This is a genomic window from Kluyvera sp. EC_51 (assembly GCF_019584505.1).
GTDB classification, from domain to species: Bacteria; Pseudomonadota; Gammaproteobacteria; order Enterobacterales; family Enterobacteriaceae; genus Kluyvera; species Kluyvera sichuanensis.
The window spans coordinates 49,303-64,381 of sequence record NZ_VDAG01000061.1; the positions used below are offsets into that span (position 1 = coordinate 49,303).

Below are 15,079 nucleotides of genomic sequence, written 5' to 3' on the forward strand. Positions count from 1 at the left end.
AATGGAAGGCGTTTTTACGTTTACATCTGAGAGAAGACGTTCATGATCACGCCGCCGGAGATGATCAGCACCATCGCCAGAATAGCGGGCAGATCCGGCTTTTGCTTATAGAGGATCATCGAGAAGATGGTCACGCCGACGATGCCAAAACCGCACCACAGCGAATAGGCGACGCCAACCGGGATGGTGCTCATGGCGCGGGTCAGCGCGAAGTAGCACAGGCTGTAGGCGCAAACGACCAGCACCGATGGCCCCAGCTTGCTGAAGCCGTTGGTCTTTTTGATCATTGAGGTGCCGGTGATTTCGGAGCCGATAGACAGCGCCAGCCATAAAAATCCGAGATTAAACATAGTGAATTCCTTTTGCGTTAGTTGGCGACGTTTTTGTCCAGGGTAGAAGCGGCAGGCTTGGCGGGCGTCTCTTCGCTCTCCTCACTGCCCATTTTGGAAAACAGGTTCATGATGACGATGCCGCTGGCGATGATCACCATACCGATAATAGCGGCGGTGTCCGGGTGCTGGCCGTAGAAGGCCATGCCCAGCGTGGATACCACCAGGATGCCGGTGCCGGACCAGGTCGCATAGGCCAGGCCCACGGGGATATCTTTCACCGCGCGGGAGAGCGAGTAGTAGCAGGTGCAATAGAGCACCACCAGCAGGGCGAGCAGCAGCATTTTGGTGGTGCCTTCGCTGCTACCGAACATTTTCAGGGTTGAGGTGGCCGAGGTTTCTGACACGATAACCAGCAGCATCCATAGCCAGCATTTTGTTTTTGAAGACATCTTCTACACTCCAGGTTTTATTATCGAGGTAAGGTTATTTTTTCTTCGTTTTGACATAGTCGACGGCGGCATCGGTCAGCACGACGTCAGGTCTTGCGGCCAGCGACGGATTATTGACGATATCTGTGACAGTCAGATAACGACGGGTTGCCGCTAACGGTGCGGGCGCAGGTGCGGTGACGCCCGTTGTCAGTTTCTCCAGCAGTTCGTTCATGGTGCATAGCGTCACGCCGCACGCCGCCAGGCGGGCAAGAGTTGCGTCGATATGCGCAGTATAGGCGCTGTCGATGACCGCGCCGCGCAGCTGGTTTAGCTCGCTGTGCGGGCAGCAGTGGTAGCGCAGCGCCAGCACCGGAATGCCCGCCAGCAGCGCCTCGTGCAGCCGACGCGCCACCGGGCTATGCAGCGTGCCGTTGACCAGATCTGCCGCCTGGGGATAGTCGAGAAACGGCAGCAGCAGCGCCTTATAGCCCATCGGCGGCTCACCTGACAGCGGCAGAACCTCCCCAAGCTGATGCCACGCTGCGGCATCCTCAAGGGTTTCGTCCATCGCCAGCACCAGCCGCTGCCCGCAGCCTGCCAACCGTTGGCGAATAGCCTGACGGTAGCCGTCGGCGGCGGTGACCATCACCAGCACCGGCGGCTGTAAACGCTGGAGGATCTGCGCCACCAGACGGTCGATCTGTTGCTCGCTCATCAGTCGCTCCTTTAGCCTATCAGCGTGACCGGCGCGCCGTTCTTCAGCCCGGCGGCGTTGTCCTCTTCGGTGTCGATATGGAACTCAAGGGCGAAATCGTCGCGCACGCGCACCACCACTTCATCGAAGGTGAGCTGTCGTTCGCCGTGGCTACGAACGCTGACCTTCTGGCCGTTGCGAACGTTAAGCGCACGGGCATCCTGCGGCGACATATGAATATGCCGCCAGGCGCAGATCACCTGCGAGTGCAGCTCAACGTGGCCTTTTGGCCCCACCAGCAGCGCATCACCCGCGTTCTCCAGCTGGCCGGATTCCCGCACCGGGGCTTTGATTCCCAGCGCGAAGCAGTCGGCGCGGGAGACTTCCAGCTGCGTGATCGGCCGGGTAGGGCCGAGCACGCGAACCTGAGTCAGCGAGCCTTTTGGCCCGACCACGGTGACGCACTCCTCGGCGGCAAACTGCCCCGGCTGGCGCAGCGGTTTGAACGGCGTTAGCGCATAGCCTTTGCCGAACAGCGCTTCGACATCCTGTTGCGACAGATGAACGTGGCGGTTAGAGACGCCCACCGGGATGGCGGGCGTGGCCTCGTGCAGTCGGGCGCTGATTTTTTCCTGTAGCAGGGTGTCAATCATGCCTTTTTCCCTTTCTTATGCGCGGCGTTTTTCTCTTCCACAACCGGGGCTGGTGCGGCGGGTGCTTCCGGTTCAGCGACGTCCACCGGCGGTTCGATAACCGGTTTAACGGGCTCGACCGGTTTCGTCGGCGCAGCGGGCTCGGTCTGCACCCTCGGTGGATGCCCTTTGAGGGTGCTCAGCGCTTCCACAATGCAGCGTTCCGGACGAGCGATGACCAGTGAATTAACCGGCAGATTCGTCGCCTTAACCACCTCCACGCCGCGTTCGATAGCGGCGTGGATGGCGCTGATCTCTCCTTCAAAGCAGACGCTCACCAGCCCCGACCCCACCTTGCGATAGCCGATGCAGGTGACGCCTGCGGCTTTACAGGCGGCGTCGACGGCCTGGATAGCGGCGACCCATCCTCGTGTTTCAATGACGCCTAAACTTTTCATTCTCGGCTCCTTTAGTGACGTACTAAGCGAATATCAAAATCAAATCCGGCGAAAAAGGCCTCCAGCTGGTTCAGCTCTTCCACGCTGTACGACGGGTCCTGAAGAATCGGGTAGGGCATCTCCAGACGTTCGTATTTTTTGCGTCCCAGCTGGTGGTACGGCAGCATATCGATGCGGCGGATGTTGCCGCGCTTCGCCAGTTTCTGTACGTAATCGATAGCCCCGGTAATCGCTTCCCACGAGTCGTTGTAGCCGCGCACCAGTGGCATGCGGATAATCACGTTCGCGCCGGAATCGACCAGCCATTCGAGGTTGCGGCGCACCCCTTCGTTACCGATACCGAACAGCGTTTTGTGGTGATCGCTGTCGATCTGCTTGATGTCGAATAAGAAGGTGTCGGTGACCGGCGCCAGCTTCTGGTAGTTCGCCAGCGGGGTGGTGCCCTGGGTTTCGACGGCGGTGTTGAGCATCATTTTTTTGCATTCGCTAAACAGGGCGACGGCAAAATCGGTCTGCAGGCTCATCTCGCCGCCGCCGATGGTCACGCCGCCGCCGGAGGAGATATAGAAGTCGTAGTCCTGCATGATGACCTCCATCAGCTCGCTGACGGTGACATCTTTGCCCATGATATCCAGCGCGTTCTGGGTGCAAATCTCTTCACATTTTCGGCAGCCGATACAGTCTTTATTGCGGTTGACGAAGTGCTTCATTTCGCCGTTTTCTTCCGCGCGGTAATGAATGCCCGCCGGGCAGACGTTCACGCAGTCGCCGCAGTTAATGCACTTGTCCTGAGAGAACATCACCTGAAACTGGCTGCTTAACCCTTCCGGGTTGGCGCACCACGGGCAGCGAATGTTGCAGCCCTTAAAAAACACCAGCGTGCGAATGCCGTCTCCGTCATAGATCGAATACTTCTGAATATTAAAAATTCGACCCGTTAATTCCTGCGTATTGCCCATCACGCTTGCCTCCTGAATATTCTGGACGTCCTTGTCCTTATGCGTTCCGTTACATCAGAACTTCTCAATCACCGTACGGCTGATGATCTCGTCCTGTACCTCTTTGCACAGCTCAACGAAGTAGGCGCTGTAGCCCGCCACGCGCACGATCAGGTCGCGGTATTTTTCCGGCTCCAACTGGGCTTTCTTCAGCACTTCGTTATCGACGTAGCTGAACTGCATTTGGCCGTTGCCGAGAATCGATGCGGTGCGCAGCAGGGTGATAAGCCCGTGGCGGCCTTCTGGGGTATCGAGCAGCCCTTTGAGGAACTTGAAGTTGTGCACCATGCCGATGTTCATGGTTTCCACGTTCATTTTGCTGACCGACTTGATGATGGCGGTTGGGCCATGTTTGTCCGCGCCCTGGGTCGGGCTGATGCCGTCGGAGAGCGGCATCCATGCCAGACGGCCGTTCGGCGTGGCGTTGGTCAGCTCGCCGATTGGCGTGTTGTTGGAGATGGAGAGCGTGCCGTGGCTCAGGGTGGAGTAGAGCATTTTGTACTTGCGGCACTCGCGCTCGGTCCACTCGGTAATGTCCAGCGCGTACTGGTCAACGTAGTTATCGTCGTTGCCGTACTTCGGTGCGTTCAGGCAGTCGCGGCGCAGCCCTTCAAAACCTTCAAAGTTCGCCAGCATCGCATCGCGCATCTGCTCAAGGGTGTATTTCTTATCTTCGAACACCAGCTTGCGAATAGCGGCCATCGAGTCGACGTAGGTCGCCAGACCGGAGAAAATCAGCCCCGGCCCGTGGTTGACCATCGCGCCACCGGCGGCCACGTCTTTGCCTTTTTCCATGCAGCCTTCGACCAGCAGCGACATCAGCGGTTTCGGCGCCACGTCGCGGTGCACGCGTTGGCTGATCACCGTACCAATCGCCGACAGGCGCACGATGTGGGCAATCTGCTGTTTCACCGCTGCGTCGAACGCCTCGAAGGTGTGCAGGTCGCGCAGGTCGCCGGTATCCAACCCCTGATAGCTGTCGAACAGCACCATGCGGCCACGGTTTAAGACGAACTCAATGGCGATTGGCCATTGGGTGTAGCCGGTGGAGGTCCACTGGTAGATGCGGCCGGATTTCTGCGGTTCCACGCAGCCCATCAGGCAGTAGTCACGCGCGTCTTCGAAGTCGAAGCCTTTGCGCAGCATCATCTTGATGTGGGAGTCATCGAAGTGACAGGCCGGGAAGCCCATACCCGCTTTCACCACGTCGACGATTTTTTCCATGTACTTTTGCGGTGACTGGTTATGAATACGGCAGGCCAGCGACGGCTGGTAAACCTTCACAAAGCGCACGGCGTCCATGATCAGATAGGTCAGGTCGTTACAGGCATCGCCGCCGGAACGCTTCTGGCCGCCAACGGTCAGGTTGATAAACGGCTGGTAGCCCGCGAAGTACTTCGCCCCCAGTTCGCTGGACATCCACATCAGTTCGGCGCATTTGATGATAAATGCCTGCAACAATTCCAGCGCGGCATCGTGGGTCAGGCGGCCTTCGCGGATATCGGCTTCGAACATCGGGTAGCAGTATTGGTCAACGCGGCCCAGCGACAGCCCGGTCTGGTTCTCTTCGATTTCAAACAGCGATTCGACGGTCCAGATGCTTTGCAGCGCTTCCTGCAGGGTTTTCGGCGGATTCGCCGGGACGTTCTGGTTCACTTCGGCGATGGTCAGCAGTTCAGCGCGACGCTGGGCATTCTGCTCAACGGCGGCCAGTTCGCGGGCGCGGGCAGCGATACGGTGGGCGTAGCTCACTACCCCTTCGCAGGTTTCAATCGCCGCTTTGTAGTAGTAAATACGGTCGATGTCTTCCGGGTTTTCCATGCTCAGCGTTGCCAGGTTCGCCTCGGCGTCGGCTTTGATGCCGTTCATCCCTTTGGTAAATAGCAACACGTCGTAGCCCGGACAGGTATCACCGCCGCCGTTGATCTGGTGGTAGGAGAGGTCGCTGACAAAGGTTTCGCCGCTGAAGGACCAGACGCCCGCCTCGCGGTACTGCGCTTCGCAGATCTCATCGAGGGAACGGCCTTCCCAGAACGGCACGATCTCTTCGCGGATGGTCTTTTTATCTTCTTCGCTGATCTCAAACGGATCCTGCGGACGGGTGCTCATGGTGTCGAGCTCGTCGCGTACCCAGCGCCAGGCGATATCCGGCGAGAAGGCCCCAGCGCGCGGCTTGCCGCACGGATGGCCGACGATCAGTTCATCGTCCTGAATCAGAATCGGCGCGGTTTCGCAGGCATGGCGGAACGCTTTGGCGCGCAGCAGAATGGTCGGCATCCCCGGGTTGGCTTTCACCACTTCGGTAAAGGCCAGCGCGCGGTAGATGGAGACGCTTGGGCGCACGGTCAGGTAGTGGTTGCGCAGGCGCTGCATGCGCGGGGTCAGCCCTTCCGCCGTGGTGGTTTCACTGCAGTTGGCGAACGGTGCTGCGGAAACGGGCTGCTTGCCGCTGAACAGACGCACCGGCAGATGCAACGCGCTGAGGTTGTGCTGGGCACTCAGGAACATCTCAGACAGGGCGTTGATGTTCGCGTTTTCAAGGCTCGCGCCGTGCAGCAGGGCATCGAACATCGGGTAGCCATCAATCGCGCTGGCGGCGCGGACTTCGCTTAATTCCGCGAGCTTAAACCACAGCGACTCAACGATTTCATACGCCTGAGCGTCGGTCAGTGCGCCGTTGGCAATATCGTGCTGGTAGTACGGCAGCAGGGCTTTGTCGGCGCCTTCCGGGTTCACCGCGTAGCTGCCGTTATCGAGCTGCAGCGCCAGCTGGAACAGATAGAACGCCTGGCAGGCCTCTTTAAAACTGCGCGCCGGATGGGCCGGAACGTGGTGCAGAATCGCGACGCTGTCTAACAGCTCGGCTTTGCGATACGCGTTGGTTTCAGCGGCGGCCAACTGCTCGGCGCTGTGGGCGAGATTTTGTGCCAGCGCCATCAGGGCGTCACAGGCGTAAATCGCGGCGCGGCAGCCGTTCACTTCGTCCATGCCGCTGCGGCTGACGGCGCTGCCGAGCGTACGGGTTTTCTCTTCCAGCTGGTGTTTAATCGCCAGCACGCCTTTCTCGACCACCAGTTTATAGTCCGGGGAGTCGAGGTCGCTGTTCAGATTGAGGAACTGGAACGCCGATGGGCGACGTGCGGCGGCTTCATCATGGAAAATCGCGCCGTGCGGCTTGCGGGTCTGGTTACCGACGATCAGCTCATCGGCGCTGATGGTGAGCGGCAGCTGACGCATCAGTTCATAGAAGCGGCGCGCCGGTTTGACGGCGGCGGGAACGCCAGCGATATCGCCGTCCAGCCCGCTCAGCACGGTCGCGTGTTCGGTGCACAGGGTGCTGGCGTTGGCCAGTAAACGTTCAGCCAGCACTTTGACGCGCGGCGTTAAGCTGTAGTGTGCCATAGGTAAGATCCTCTCGTTCTTGTTATCCGTGGCGCTGAACGGCGCAGCCGCTCCATGCCTGGCGATAAAGTTCGGTTAATGCCTGCGCGTCCGGCGTGCGCGGGTTGGTGGGGGTGCAGCTGTCACGCAGCGCCTGACCGACCATCTCCGCTAAGCGATGCTCAAACGCCTCGCCGTCCACGCCAGTGCCGTGAATGCCGGCGGGCAGGGTCATTTCATCTTTCAGTGCTTCAATGGCGACCAGCAGGCTGGTGACGCCTTCGCGGGCGGTGCTCGCGGGCAGACTCAGCAGGCGGGCCAGATGCGCATATTTGTGCGCGGCCTCGGTATCGCACTGCCCCTGATAGTCAGCGTTCCACGCCACCACCTGCGCCATCAGCAGGGCGTTGGCGCGACCGTGCGGGACGCGAAAGATGCCGCCGAGCGCGTGGGCCAGACTGTGGGTGATGCCGAGCGACGCGTTGGTAAAGGCCATGCCCGCCATACAGGAGGCGTTGTGCATTTTCTCCCGCGCCTGCAAATCCTGGCCGTTGCGCCAGCAGGTTGGCAGGTAGCGGAACACCTGCTGCACCACCTTCTCGGCCAGCGCATCGGTAAAGTCGCTGGCGGCGCGGGAGACGTAAGCCTCCAGCGCGTGGCACAGCACGTCCATCCCGGTATCAGCGGTGATGGACGGCGGCACCGACGCCACCAGCGTCGGGTCGAGAATGGCGATATCCGGCAGCAGCGACGGGTCGACCAGCACCAGCTTCTCGGCGTGAGCCTTCACCACCGAAAAGCTGGTGACTTCCGAGCCGGTACCGCTGGTGGTGGGGATGGCCACGAAGCAAGGGCGCTGGCGACCGGCGTCCGGGCGGGTTTGCGCCAGGGCGAAAATAACCGCTTTGGCGGCGTCAATCACCGAACCGCCGCCCAGGGCGACCACCAGATCCGGATAGCGGCTGTCCATCAACTTCATGCCGCGTACCACGGTGGCGATGTCCGGGTCAGCCACCACGTCATCCCAAATTTGCAGCGCAATGCCGCGCTCGCCGAGGATCTCCGTCACCCTAGCGGCGAGGCCAAACTTGACCATCGCCTGGTCGGTGACCAGCAGCGCCTGATGGGCACTGACATCACGCAGGGCTGACAGCGCGTCCTGGCCGAAGCAGATCCGGGGTTTCAGCAAAAATTCACTCATTGGGTTATTCACTCCTTAAGCGTCCCGAAACACGTTCTCGACAATGGCTACCACCGCCATCGCTTTATAGCGGTCTTTGTTGAGCGCGAAGTACTCCTCGGCCAACACGATGTCGTGCATCCCCGCGCCGACGCTATCGACGGCGACCCAGGAGCGGTCTTTCATCGGCTGCTGGTTGTCATCCAGTTCAGTGATCAGCAGCAGGTTGCTGCCCCGTAGCTCATCGCTCTTTTGTGTGGCCACGACATGTCCGGTAACCTTTGCGAGAATCATTGTTTTTATCGCCTTATATCAATGCGTTACTTGCCTAAACGCTCAAGCACCTGACGGATCACGCGCTCCACGTTCTGCTCGCTGATGTCACCTTCTGCCTCTGCGGTCGCCGCCGTCGCGAAACGGTTGTCGCCGTGGGTATTGAGGGTGACGGCTGGGGCAGGGGAGGTGAAACGCGCGTCGTCAACGATGCTGCGGCGTGGGTCAACCGGCTGGCTGGTGATGGTCGGCTGCGGTTCCACGCGGCTGCTTGGTGCGCGCAGTTCGTCGATAGAGCGCACGCCGTAGCCCACTTTGCGGATATTGAGCAGGTTCATCGGGCCGACGTTATCGGAGCTGGAGCCGCCGCCCACCGCGCCGCAGCCTAAGGTCAGCGCCGGGGTGATGTTGGTGGTCGCGCCGATACCGCCCAGCGCTGCGGGCGTGTTGATCAGAATGCGGTTAACCGGTTTTTCAAGGCAGAACTGACGGATAACATCCTGGTTGCGGGTGTGGATCACCAGCGTATGGCCAAGGCCTTCGTTGGTCAGCAACTCCACCACGCGATGGCAGGCGGCTTTCCAGTCCTCTTCCACGTACAGGCCAAGTACCGGGCACAGCTTTTCACGCGAGTAGGGGTTTTTCGACGAGACGGTGGTCTGTTCGGCAATCAGCACGCGGGTGCTGGCCGGTACGCAGAAGCCCGCCATCTGGCTCAGATAGAGCGCCGTTTTGCCGACGACTTTCGGGTTGATGGTGCCGTTCGGACGCAGCAGCAGGGCCGCCATTTTCGCCGCTTCGCCTTCGTTCATAAAGTACGCGCCCTGGGCTTCCAGCTCGCGATGTACTTCATCGTAAATACAGCCTTCGACGATGATTGACTGCTCAGAAGCGCAGATCACGCCGTTATCGAAGGTTTTGCTGGTGATGATATCTTTCACCGCGTGAGGAATATCGGCGCTGCGCTCGATAAACGCCGGGCCGTTACCCGGGCCGCCGCTGATGGTTGGCGTACCGGAAGCGTAGGCCGCGCGCACCATGCCTTCACCGCCGGTCGCCAGGATTAGCGACACGTCTTTGCTGTGCATCAGTTCGGAGGTGGCTTCCAGCGTCAGTTCGCTCACGCCGTCAACGATGCCGGCCGGTGCGCCCGCCGCTTCTGCCGCGCGTTTGACAATCTCAATCGCTTTCCAGCTGCACTGACGTGCACCCGGATGCGGCGAGAAGATAATGGCGTTGCCGGCCTTCAGGGCAATCAGCGTTTTGTAGATGACCGTTGAGGTCGGGTTGGTTGAGGGAACCAGCGCGCAGATAACGCCGAGCGGCACGCCCACGTCCATCACTTTTTTCTGTTGATCGTCATGAATGATGCCGACGGTCTTCATATCTTTGATGGCGTCGTAAACGCGCAGCGAGGCAAAACGGTTCTTCAGGACTTTATCCTGCCAGTTGCCGAAGCCGGTCTCTTCCGCGGCCATTTTCGCGAGCGCTTCGGCATGGTGCGCCGCTTCCTGGGCCACGTTTTTCACGATGGCGTCGATTTGCTGCTGCGAAAAGGTGGCCATTACCGCTTGCGCTTTTTTGGCGTTGCGCACCAGTTCTCGCGCGTTCTGGCGAGAGAGCAAATCGGTATCCAGTTCAATCATGAGTCTATCCTTCATCAGACGAAAAGAGTGCAGACGGGGCGTGCCCGGTCAGGTCATGCTTTATGCTGCGATGCGATTTTTTCGATGTCGTTATGCGGGCGGGCGATGACGCGGGAGGTCACCACTTCACCGATGCGTTTTGCCGCTTCCACACCGGAGTCCACCGCCGCGTTAACCGCGCCGACGTCGCCTTTCACCATCGCGGTGACGAGGCCGGAGCCGACGTTTTCATAGCCGATAAGCTCGACGTTGGCGGCTTTGCACATCGCATCTGCCGCTTCGATACAGGCCACCAGACCTTTGGTTTCAATCAGACCAAGCGCTTCTTTCATCATTTTCTCTCCGGTTATTCGCTAATTTTGTAGTGCGAGACAATCTTGTTGATGTCGTTATGTGGACGCGCGATAACCAGCGAGGTCACCACTTCACCAATGCGCTGCGCCGATTCCACGCCGGAGTCCACCGCCGCTTTCACCGCGCCGACGTCGCCTTTCACCATCGCGGTGACGAGACCGGAACCGACGTTTTCGTAGCCGATAAGCTCGACGTTGGCGGCTTTACACATCGCATCTGCCGCTTCGATACAGGCCACCAGACCTTTGGTTTCAATCAGACCTAATGCATCACCCATTTGCGTTCTCCTGGCCTTAAGCCTTGTGTTTAATGACAATTTTGTTGATGTCGTTATGTGGACGCGCAATCACCAGCGACGTCACCACTTCCCCAATGCGCTGCGCCGATTCCACACCGGAATCCACCGCCGCTTTCACCGCGCCGACGTCGCCTTTCACCATCGCGGTGACGAGGCCGGAGCCGACGTTTTCGTAGCCAATCAGTTCAACGTTGGCGGCTTTACACATCGCATCCGCGGCTTCAATGCAGGCCACCAGACCTTTGGTTTCGATAAGCCCTAATGCATCACCCATTGCTTCACTCCTCAAAACAGGTTGTGTGATTTCAGGAAAACCGTCCGTGTCACGGCGTTAACCCACGGCAGCGGCGTTCGGGATTCACTATAGGGACTAGCGGTTATGGTGGAATTTAAATCTGGTCGTGAGTCTGATTTAGATAAAAATTCTGCCATTTAGCCTCTTATGGCCGCTGATTTATCTCTTTATGCTGTGGCGCGGGGCGGGATTTTGACGAAAGTAAGGTGCTTTTTTCAGCGCTCATGGCGGCAGTCATGAATGTTATGAAATTGCTAAATTTATACAAAAGTCGAGTAACATAGCGCAGGGGCAACTGTGGTGAGGTTCAAATTTTGGCGGCGAGGCTAAACGCAAAAGATGCGCTTTTTTGCGAGGGGTAATCGGCGGGAAAAAGCGGGTGCGCGATGGATCACAGTTTGCCGTTGGTACGCCTGAACATCGTTAATTATTCAGAGGGGATTATGCTGAGTGGACTTAATCATCTGACCCTGGCAGTCAGCGACCTGACGCCAAGCGTCGCTTTTTATCACCGGTTACTGGGGATGCGCCTGCACGCTCGCTGGGATGGCGGAGCCTATTTGTCGTGTGGAGCGTTGTGGCTTTGCCTGTCGCTGGATGACCAGCGTCGCAACACGCCGTCCGAGGAGAGCGATTATACCCACTATGCCTTTAGCGTGGCGGAAGCTGATTTTGCAACGATGGCCGAGCGACTGGCGCAGGCCGGAACGGTGGTGTGGAAGGATAACCGCAGCGAAGGGGCATCTTACTATTTTCTCGACCCGGACGGACACAAGCTGGAACTGCACGTTGGCAGTCTCGCCCAGCGGCTGGCCGCCTGCCGTGAGCGCCCCTATCAAGGCATGGTCTTTTATGAGGACGGTGAGTCTTAGTTCAGCGCGCTACCTGACTTCAACGTACAGATCCACAGCGGTGAGTTGATGGAACTGAGCAGAATCGCCTTGTCGTTAAGCTTCTGGGCGTTGAGAAACAGCCCGTCGTGGCTGTCGGACATCTCGCGCATAAAGTAGGCGAAAATCACGTCCGGCGACTCATCGATGGACGAGGCGCTCGACTCCCACTGGTTGATACGGTAGTGGCGTTCGGTGGCGGAAATGCGTTTGCTGCTGTAGCTGAATTTGACGTAGCGCTGTAGATAGAGCCAGCCGGCGGCCGAATCGGTATAGCCCTCGACCACCATTGAGCCTTTGCCGTGGCTGCCAAAGTTGAAGTGAATGTTGCCGTTCACGTTCTCTTTTTCCATATTTTCAAAACGCATGATCCCTTTGGTGGAGCAGCTCATCACCCCGGCGTTTTCATCGGGCAGAAGACGCCAGGCGCTAAACCCGGCGACCACGATAAAGATGAGCAGAGAAAGGGCAAAGAACGTACGCGGCGCGAGTTTCATTACGGCTTCCAGGAGTAGTAAAAGTAGTTGTCGCAGTAGCTAAACGGGTTATCTTCATGCATCGCGCAGTGGGCGAGGAATACGCGCCCCAGACCGTTGGTCTCCAGCCTGTCGCCGTAGAAGAAGAGGAAGCGCTCGCCGGGTTTGCACTCGACTTTCAGTCGCTGGCGCACCTCATCGAAATTTTTCACGTAGGCGCTGGCGCTGACCGAGCGCAGCATCTCATCGCTGGCCAGCAGTTCGCACTGGCTATGGGTGATTTGACTCAGGGTGATGGGGCGTGACTCTCGCACCCCCACCAGGCTTAGAATAAGCAGCAGCAGCGCGATGGTCAGCAGGCAGGCACCAGCGATATACCAGCAGGTGCCGCGCGCATGCGTCGTAGCGGGAGGGGTTTCCTGCGGCGGCTCTGGCGCAGTTTCGTCGACGATGACCGGCGGTTCCGGCGTGGGGGCGGGCGGAGGGGTGTCGTCCAGCGCCTCAATGACCACGTCCGGGTTGAGCTGCAAATAACTCCGCGACACGGTGACGATAATGTTGTCGATTCCGTAGTGGCGGAAGGTTTTGCGCAGCATGCTCAGATATTGATTCAGGTTGCTGTTCGACGAGGTTAACCCGTTGTCATCCCAGACCTTCTTGAGTACCTCTTCCCGGCTGACGATTCCGGTGTTATGCAAAAAGAAGAACAGCAGGGCGCTGGCGGTGATAGACAGCTGGCTGTCCGGCTCATCGCTTTGCGGCAGCGTTATCGTGCCATCCGTTGCGTCATAAATAAAACGGGCATTGATGTTGTAGCGCATCGCGGCCTCAGCCTATGTGCTTCACGCGGGAAGCGTCATCTTATTAAGAGATTCGACCAACGTTCGTCGGTGCTCGGTGCACATGGTGATCCCTTCCGTGAGTTCAGATAACCAGATACCGTCTGCTGCATAGCGCACCAGCGTACCGGTGGGGCTATTATCCAGCGCGTCGCCACGCGCAAGGTGATCGAGCATCCAGTCGCGCCAGCATTTTCGCAGCACCGGTTCATCCGGCATGGCCAGCGACAACACCATCAACTGGCGGCTTTCGTGCGTATCCGTCAGGTCGGCAAGGTAGTTCAGATAGGCGCGGGTAAAGCGACCATAGCTGACGCCATCTTTCTGCATCAACGCGACGATCGCTTCTTCCATAATCGCCAGCAGCCGGGTAAACAGCGCGTAAATCAGCGCCTGTTTATTGGGAAAGTGGTGGATTAACCCGCCTTTACTGACGCCAGCTTCCCGGGCGACAGCGTTCAGCGACAGGGCGGCAATGCCGTCTCGTCCGGCAATCATCGCTGCCGACTCCAGCAGCAGCTGATATAAACGGACCGGATCTTTTTTGCGGTGTTGGGCTTCCATGTTCATGGCCCGAATCATACCGACCAGACGGTATGATTATTTTTGACAGCGATCAAAGCGAGGAGGATGTCCGTAGAAGGATTGTGGGTAATGCGTGAGAGGTCACAATTTGCGGTAGAAATCAGTTGGTTCCCGCGCTATCTACACATATCGATGACGCATCACCTGGATCATTTCACACTGCCATACGATTCCTGGGGAGGGGTATCGAAAATTTACGCACTTGCGCACAGTGTTTCGGTGCATTAATATTTTGCTTAAGGAAACCAAGGAGGCGCGATGGAATGCCTGGTATGCTTATAAACATTGGAGGTTTTCGAGACCGTTGGCTTGAGGATTTTTTTAAGCATGCAACATCGCATAAAAAAATCCCGACAGACATACATGCCGCTCTGGCTCGGAAGTTAGATATCATTAATGCGGCGGTAACTTATAAAGACTTAATGTCGCCGCCCGGTAACCGTTATGAGGAGCTTGAAGGAAAACTCAAAGGTTATTCTTCGATAAGGGTTAACAAGCAGTACCGATTAATTTTCCGGTGGGTAAATGGTAAAGCACAAGATTTATACTTAGACCCACATGAATACTAATCCCAGGAATGAATCGGCTGAGCCATTTTTATTGCAGCTAAGCTGCCGACTATCATGGAGTAAATTATGAATCAAGCAACCAGAAAGCCGACCACAGTAGGGGACATCCTCCTGTTTGAATACCTGGAGCCGCTTGACCTTAAAATCAACGAACTAGCGGAAATGTTGCAGGTACACCGCAACACGGTCAGCGCGTTAGTGAACAATAATCGTAAGCTGACTATTGATATGGCGTTTCGCCTGGCTAAAGCGTTTGATACCTCAGCTGAATTCTGGATTAATTTACAGGTTGCTGTTGATGTATGGGAAACCGAAAACGACGCCCGTCTGCAGGTTGAACTTAATCAAATTGTTACGGCAGAAGAGTTTCTAGCCGCACGCGCTAAAGCAAATAAAAACGCGGCGTAAACGAGGGTTCAAACTCACTTTCTGTTAATGATAAAGGCCGCTAGATTTTTTTTCTGCGGCCTTTTTGCTTTTACTACAGTAACTTACTTCTGTGCAGCGCTTTTAGCTTTCGCTTTTGCGTTATCGCAGGCCGTCTGGTTTTTCGCACAGGCGTCTGTTGCTGCTTTCGCTTCTTTCTGCGCGTTGGCTTTTGCCGTGCTCTTCGCCTGAGCGCACTGGGATGGATTGTTCTGGCAGGCGGTTTTTGCGTTGGCGACTGCCTGACCGTTGGCGGCATTCGCCGCGCCCATTGCCAGCAGTGCGCAGGCGCCTAACATCATCGCGATTTTTTTCATGTTGC

At 57.7% G+C, this 15,079-nt stretch carries 20 protein-coding genes; 3 read left to right on the plus strand and 17 right to left on the minus strand.

Going from position 1 to position 15,079, the window contains the following annotated elements; translation table 11 throughout:
* Window positions 1-20 precede the first annotated feature (20 nt).
* From FHC49_RS11855 to FHC49_RS11915, 13 genes are read right to left on the minus strand one after another with little or no spacing between them, the layout of a single operon-like run.
* Complete coding sequence (locus FHC49_RS11855; RefSeq protein ID WP_185666487.1) at window positions 21-350, minus strand: multidrug efflux SMR transporter; 330 nt, start codon at window positions 348-350, stop codon at window positions 21-23.
* A gap of 17 nt (window positions 351-367) precedes the next feature.
* The gene (locus tag FHC49_RS11860) at window positions 368-781 is read right to left on the minus strand and encodes a multidrug efflux SMR transporter (RefSeq protein WP_220439849.1); all 414 of its coding nucleotides are present in this window, start codon (window positions 779-781) and stop codon (window positions 368-370) included.
* 34 nt (window positions 782-815) lie between these two features.
* Window positions 816-1,478 carry a hypothetical protein gene (locus FHC49_RS11865; protein ID WP_220439850.1) on the minus strand — a complete coding sequence of 221 codons (663 nt, stop codon included), beginning with the start codon at window positions 1,476-1,478 and terminating at the stop codon, window positions 816-818.
* A gap of 11 nt (window positions 1,479-1,489) precedes the next feature.
* Window positions 1,490-2,110, minus strand: coding sequence for a phosphate propanoyltransferase (locus FHC49_RS11870; protein ID WP_220439851.1), 621 nt, complete (start codon window positions 2,108-2,110; stop codon window positions 1,490-1,492).
* A complete protein-coding gene (locus FHC49_RS11875) occupies window positions 2,107-2,547 on the minus strand; it encodes a BMC domain-containing protein (protein WP_185666483.1) in 441 nt (146 codons plus the stop codon). Before FHC49_RS11875 ends, FHC49_RS11870 begins: the two co-directional genes overlap by 4 nt.
* A gap of 11 nt (window positions 2,548-2,558) precedes the next feature.
* Complete coding sequence (cutD, locus tag FHC49_RS11880) at window positions 2,559-3,506, minus strand: choline TMA-lyase-activating enzyme (protein ID WP_220439895.1); 948 nt, start codon at window positions 3,504-3,506, stop codon at window positions 2,559-2,561.
* A gap of 54 nt (window positions 3,507-3,560) precedes the next feature.
* The gene (gene cutC, locus FHC49_RS11885) at window positions 3,561-6,947 is read right to left on the minus strand and encodes a choline trimethylamine-lyase (RefSeq protein ID WP_220439852.1); all 3,387 of its coding nucleotides are present in this window, start codon (window positions 6,945-6,947) and stop codon (window positions 3,561-3,563) included.
* Between the two features lie 22 nt (window positions 6,948-6,969).
* The gene (locus FHC49_RS11890) at window positions 6,970-8,127 is read right to left on the minus strand and encodes a 1-propanol dehydrogenase PduQ (protein WP_220439853.1); all 1,158 of its coding nucleotides are present in this window, start codon (window positions 8,125-8,127) and stop codon (window positions 6,970-6,972) included.
* 15 nt (window positions 8,128-8,142) lie between these two features.
* Window positions 8,143-8,400 (minus strand): EutN/CcmL family microcompartment protein, encoded by a 258-nt coding sequence (locus tag FHC49_RS11895; RefSeq protein WP_220439854.1) that lies wholly within the window; start codon window positions 8,398-8,400, stop codon window positions 8,143-8,145.
* A 26-nt stretch (window positions 8,401-8,426) separates the two neighbouring features.
* Window positions 8,427-10,025: an acetaldehyde dehydrogenase (acetylating) gene (locus FHC49_RS11900; RefSeq protein ID WP_220439855.1), complete on the minus strand. Its 1,599-nt coding sequence runs from the start codon at window positions 10,023-10,025 to the stop codon at window positions 8,427-8,429.
* Between the two features lie 53 nt (window positions 10,026-10,078).
* The gene (locus FHC49_RS11905) at window positions 10,079-10,357 is read right to left on the minus strand and encodes a BMC domain-containing protein (protein ID WP_015585230.1); all 279 of its coding nucleotides are present in this window, start codon (window positions 10,355-10,357) and stop codon (window positions 10,079-10,081) included.
* Between the two features lie 14 nt (window positions 10,358-10,371).
* Entirely contained in the window at window positions 10,372-10,656 is a 285-nt protein-coding gene (locus tag FHC49_RS11910) for a BMC domain-containing protein (protein ID WP_115074640.1), read from the minus strand.
* Window positions 10,657-10,672: 16 nt separating this feature from the next.
* Complete coding sequence (locus FHC49_RS11915; protein ID WP_001540796.1) at window positions 10,673-10,951, minus strand: BMC domain-containing protein; 279 nt, start codon at window positions 10,949-10,951, stop codon at window positions 10,673-10,675.
* Between the two features lie 464 nt (window positions 10,952-11,415).
* On the opposite strand from FHC49_RS11915, the gene FHC49_RS11920 reads away from it, so the two are divergent.
* Window positions 11,416-11,844, plus strand: coding sequence for a FosA family fosfomycin resistance glutathione transferase (locus FHC49_RS11920; RefSeq protein ID WP_220439896.1), 429 nt, complete (start codon window positions 11,416-11,418; stop codon window positions 11,842-11,844).
* Here FHC49_RS11920 and FHC49_RS11925 read toward each other — a convergent pair.
* From FHC49_RS11925 to FHC49_RS11935, 3 genes are read right to left on the minus strand one after another with little or no spacing between them, the layout of a single operon-like run.
* Entirely contained in the window at window positions 11,841-12,359 is a 519-nt protein-coding gene (locus tag FHC49_RS11925) for a FidL-like protein (protein ID WP_185666477.1), read from the minus strand. The two genes, FHC49_RS11920 and FHC49_RS11925, sit on opposite strands and share 4 nt — an antisense overlap.
* Window positions 12,359-13,159, minus strand: coding sequence for a winged helix-turn-helix domain-containing protein (locus FHC49_RS11930; RefSeq protein ID WP_220439856.1), 801 nt, complete (start codon window positions 13,157-13,159; stop codon window positions 12,359-12,361). Before FHC49_RS11930 ends, FHC49_RS11925 begins: the two co-directional genes overlap by 1 nt.
* 21 nt (window positions 13,160-13,180) lie before the next feature.
* Window positions 13,181-13,759 carry a TetR/AcrR family transcriptional regulator gene (locus FHC49_RS11935; protein ID WP_220439857.1) on the minus strand — a complete coding sequence of 193 codons (579 nt, stop codon included), beginning with the start codon at window positions 13,757-13,759 and terminating at the stop codon, window positions 13,181-13,183.
* Window positions 13,760-14,025: 266 nt separating this feature from the next.
* On the opposite strand from FHC49_RS11935, the gene FHC49_RS11940 reads away from it, so the two are divergent.
* Window positions 14,026-14,331: a type II toxin-antitoxin system RelE/ParE family toxin gene (locus tag FHC49_RS11940; protein WP_185666474.1), complete on the plus strand. Its 306-nt coding sequence runs from the start codon at window positions 14,026-14,028 to the stop codon at window positions 14,329-14,331.
* 66 nt (window positions 14,332-14,397) lie between these two features.
* Window positions 14,398-14,739: a HigA family addiction module antitoxin gene (locus FHC49_RS11945; protein ID WP_185666473.1), complete on the plus strand. Its 342-nt coding sequence runs from the start codon at window positions 14,398-14,400 to the stop codon at window positions 14,737-14,739.
* An 83-nt stretch (window positions 14,740-14,822) separates the two neighbouring features.
* Here the strand turns inward: FHC49_RS11945 and FHC49_RS11950 are convergent, their stop codons facing one another.
* Window positions 14,823-15,074: a late histone H1 gene (locus FHC49_RS11950; RefSeq protein ID WP_220439858.1), complete on the minus strand. Its 252-nt coding sequence runs from the start codon at window positions 15,072-15,074 to the stop codon at window positions 14,823-14,825.
* Window positions 15,075-15,079: the final 5 nt, after the last annotated feature.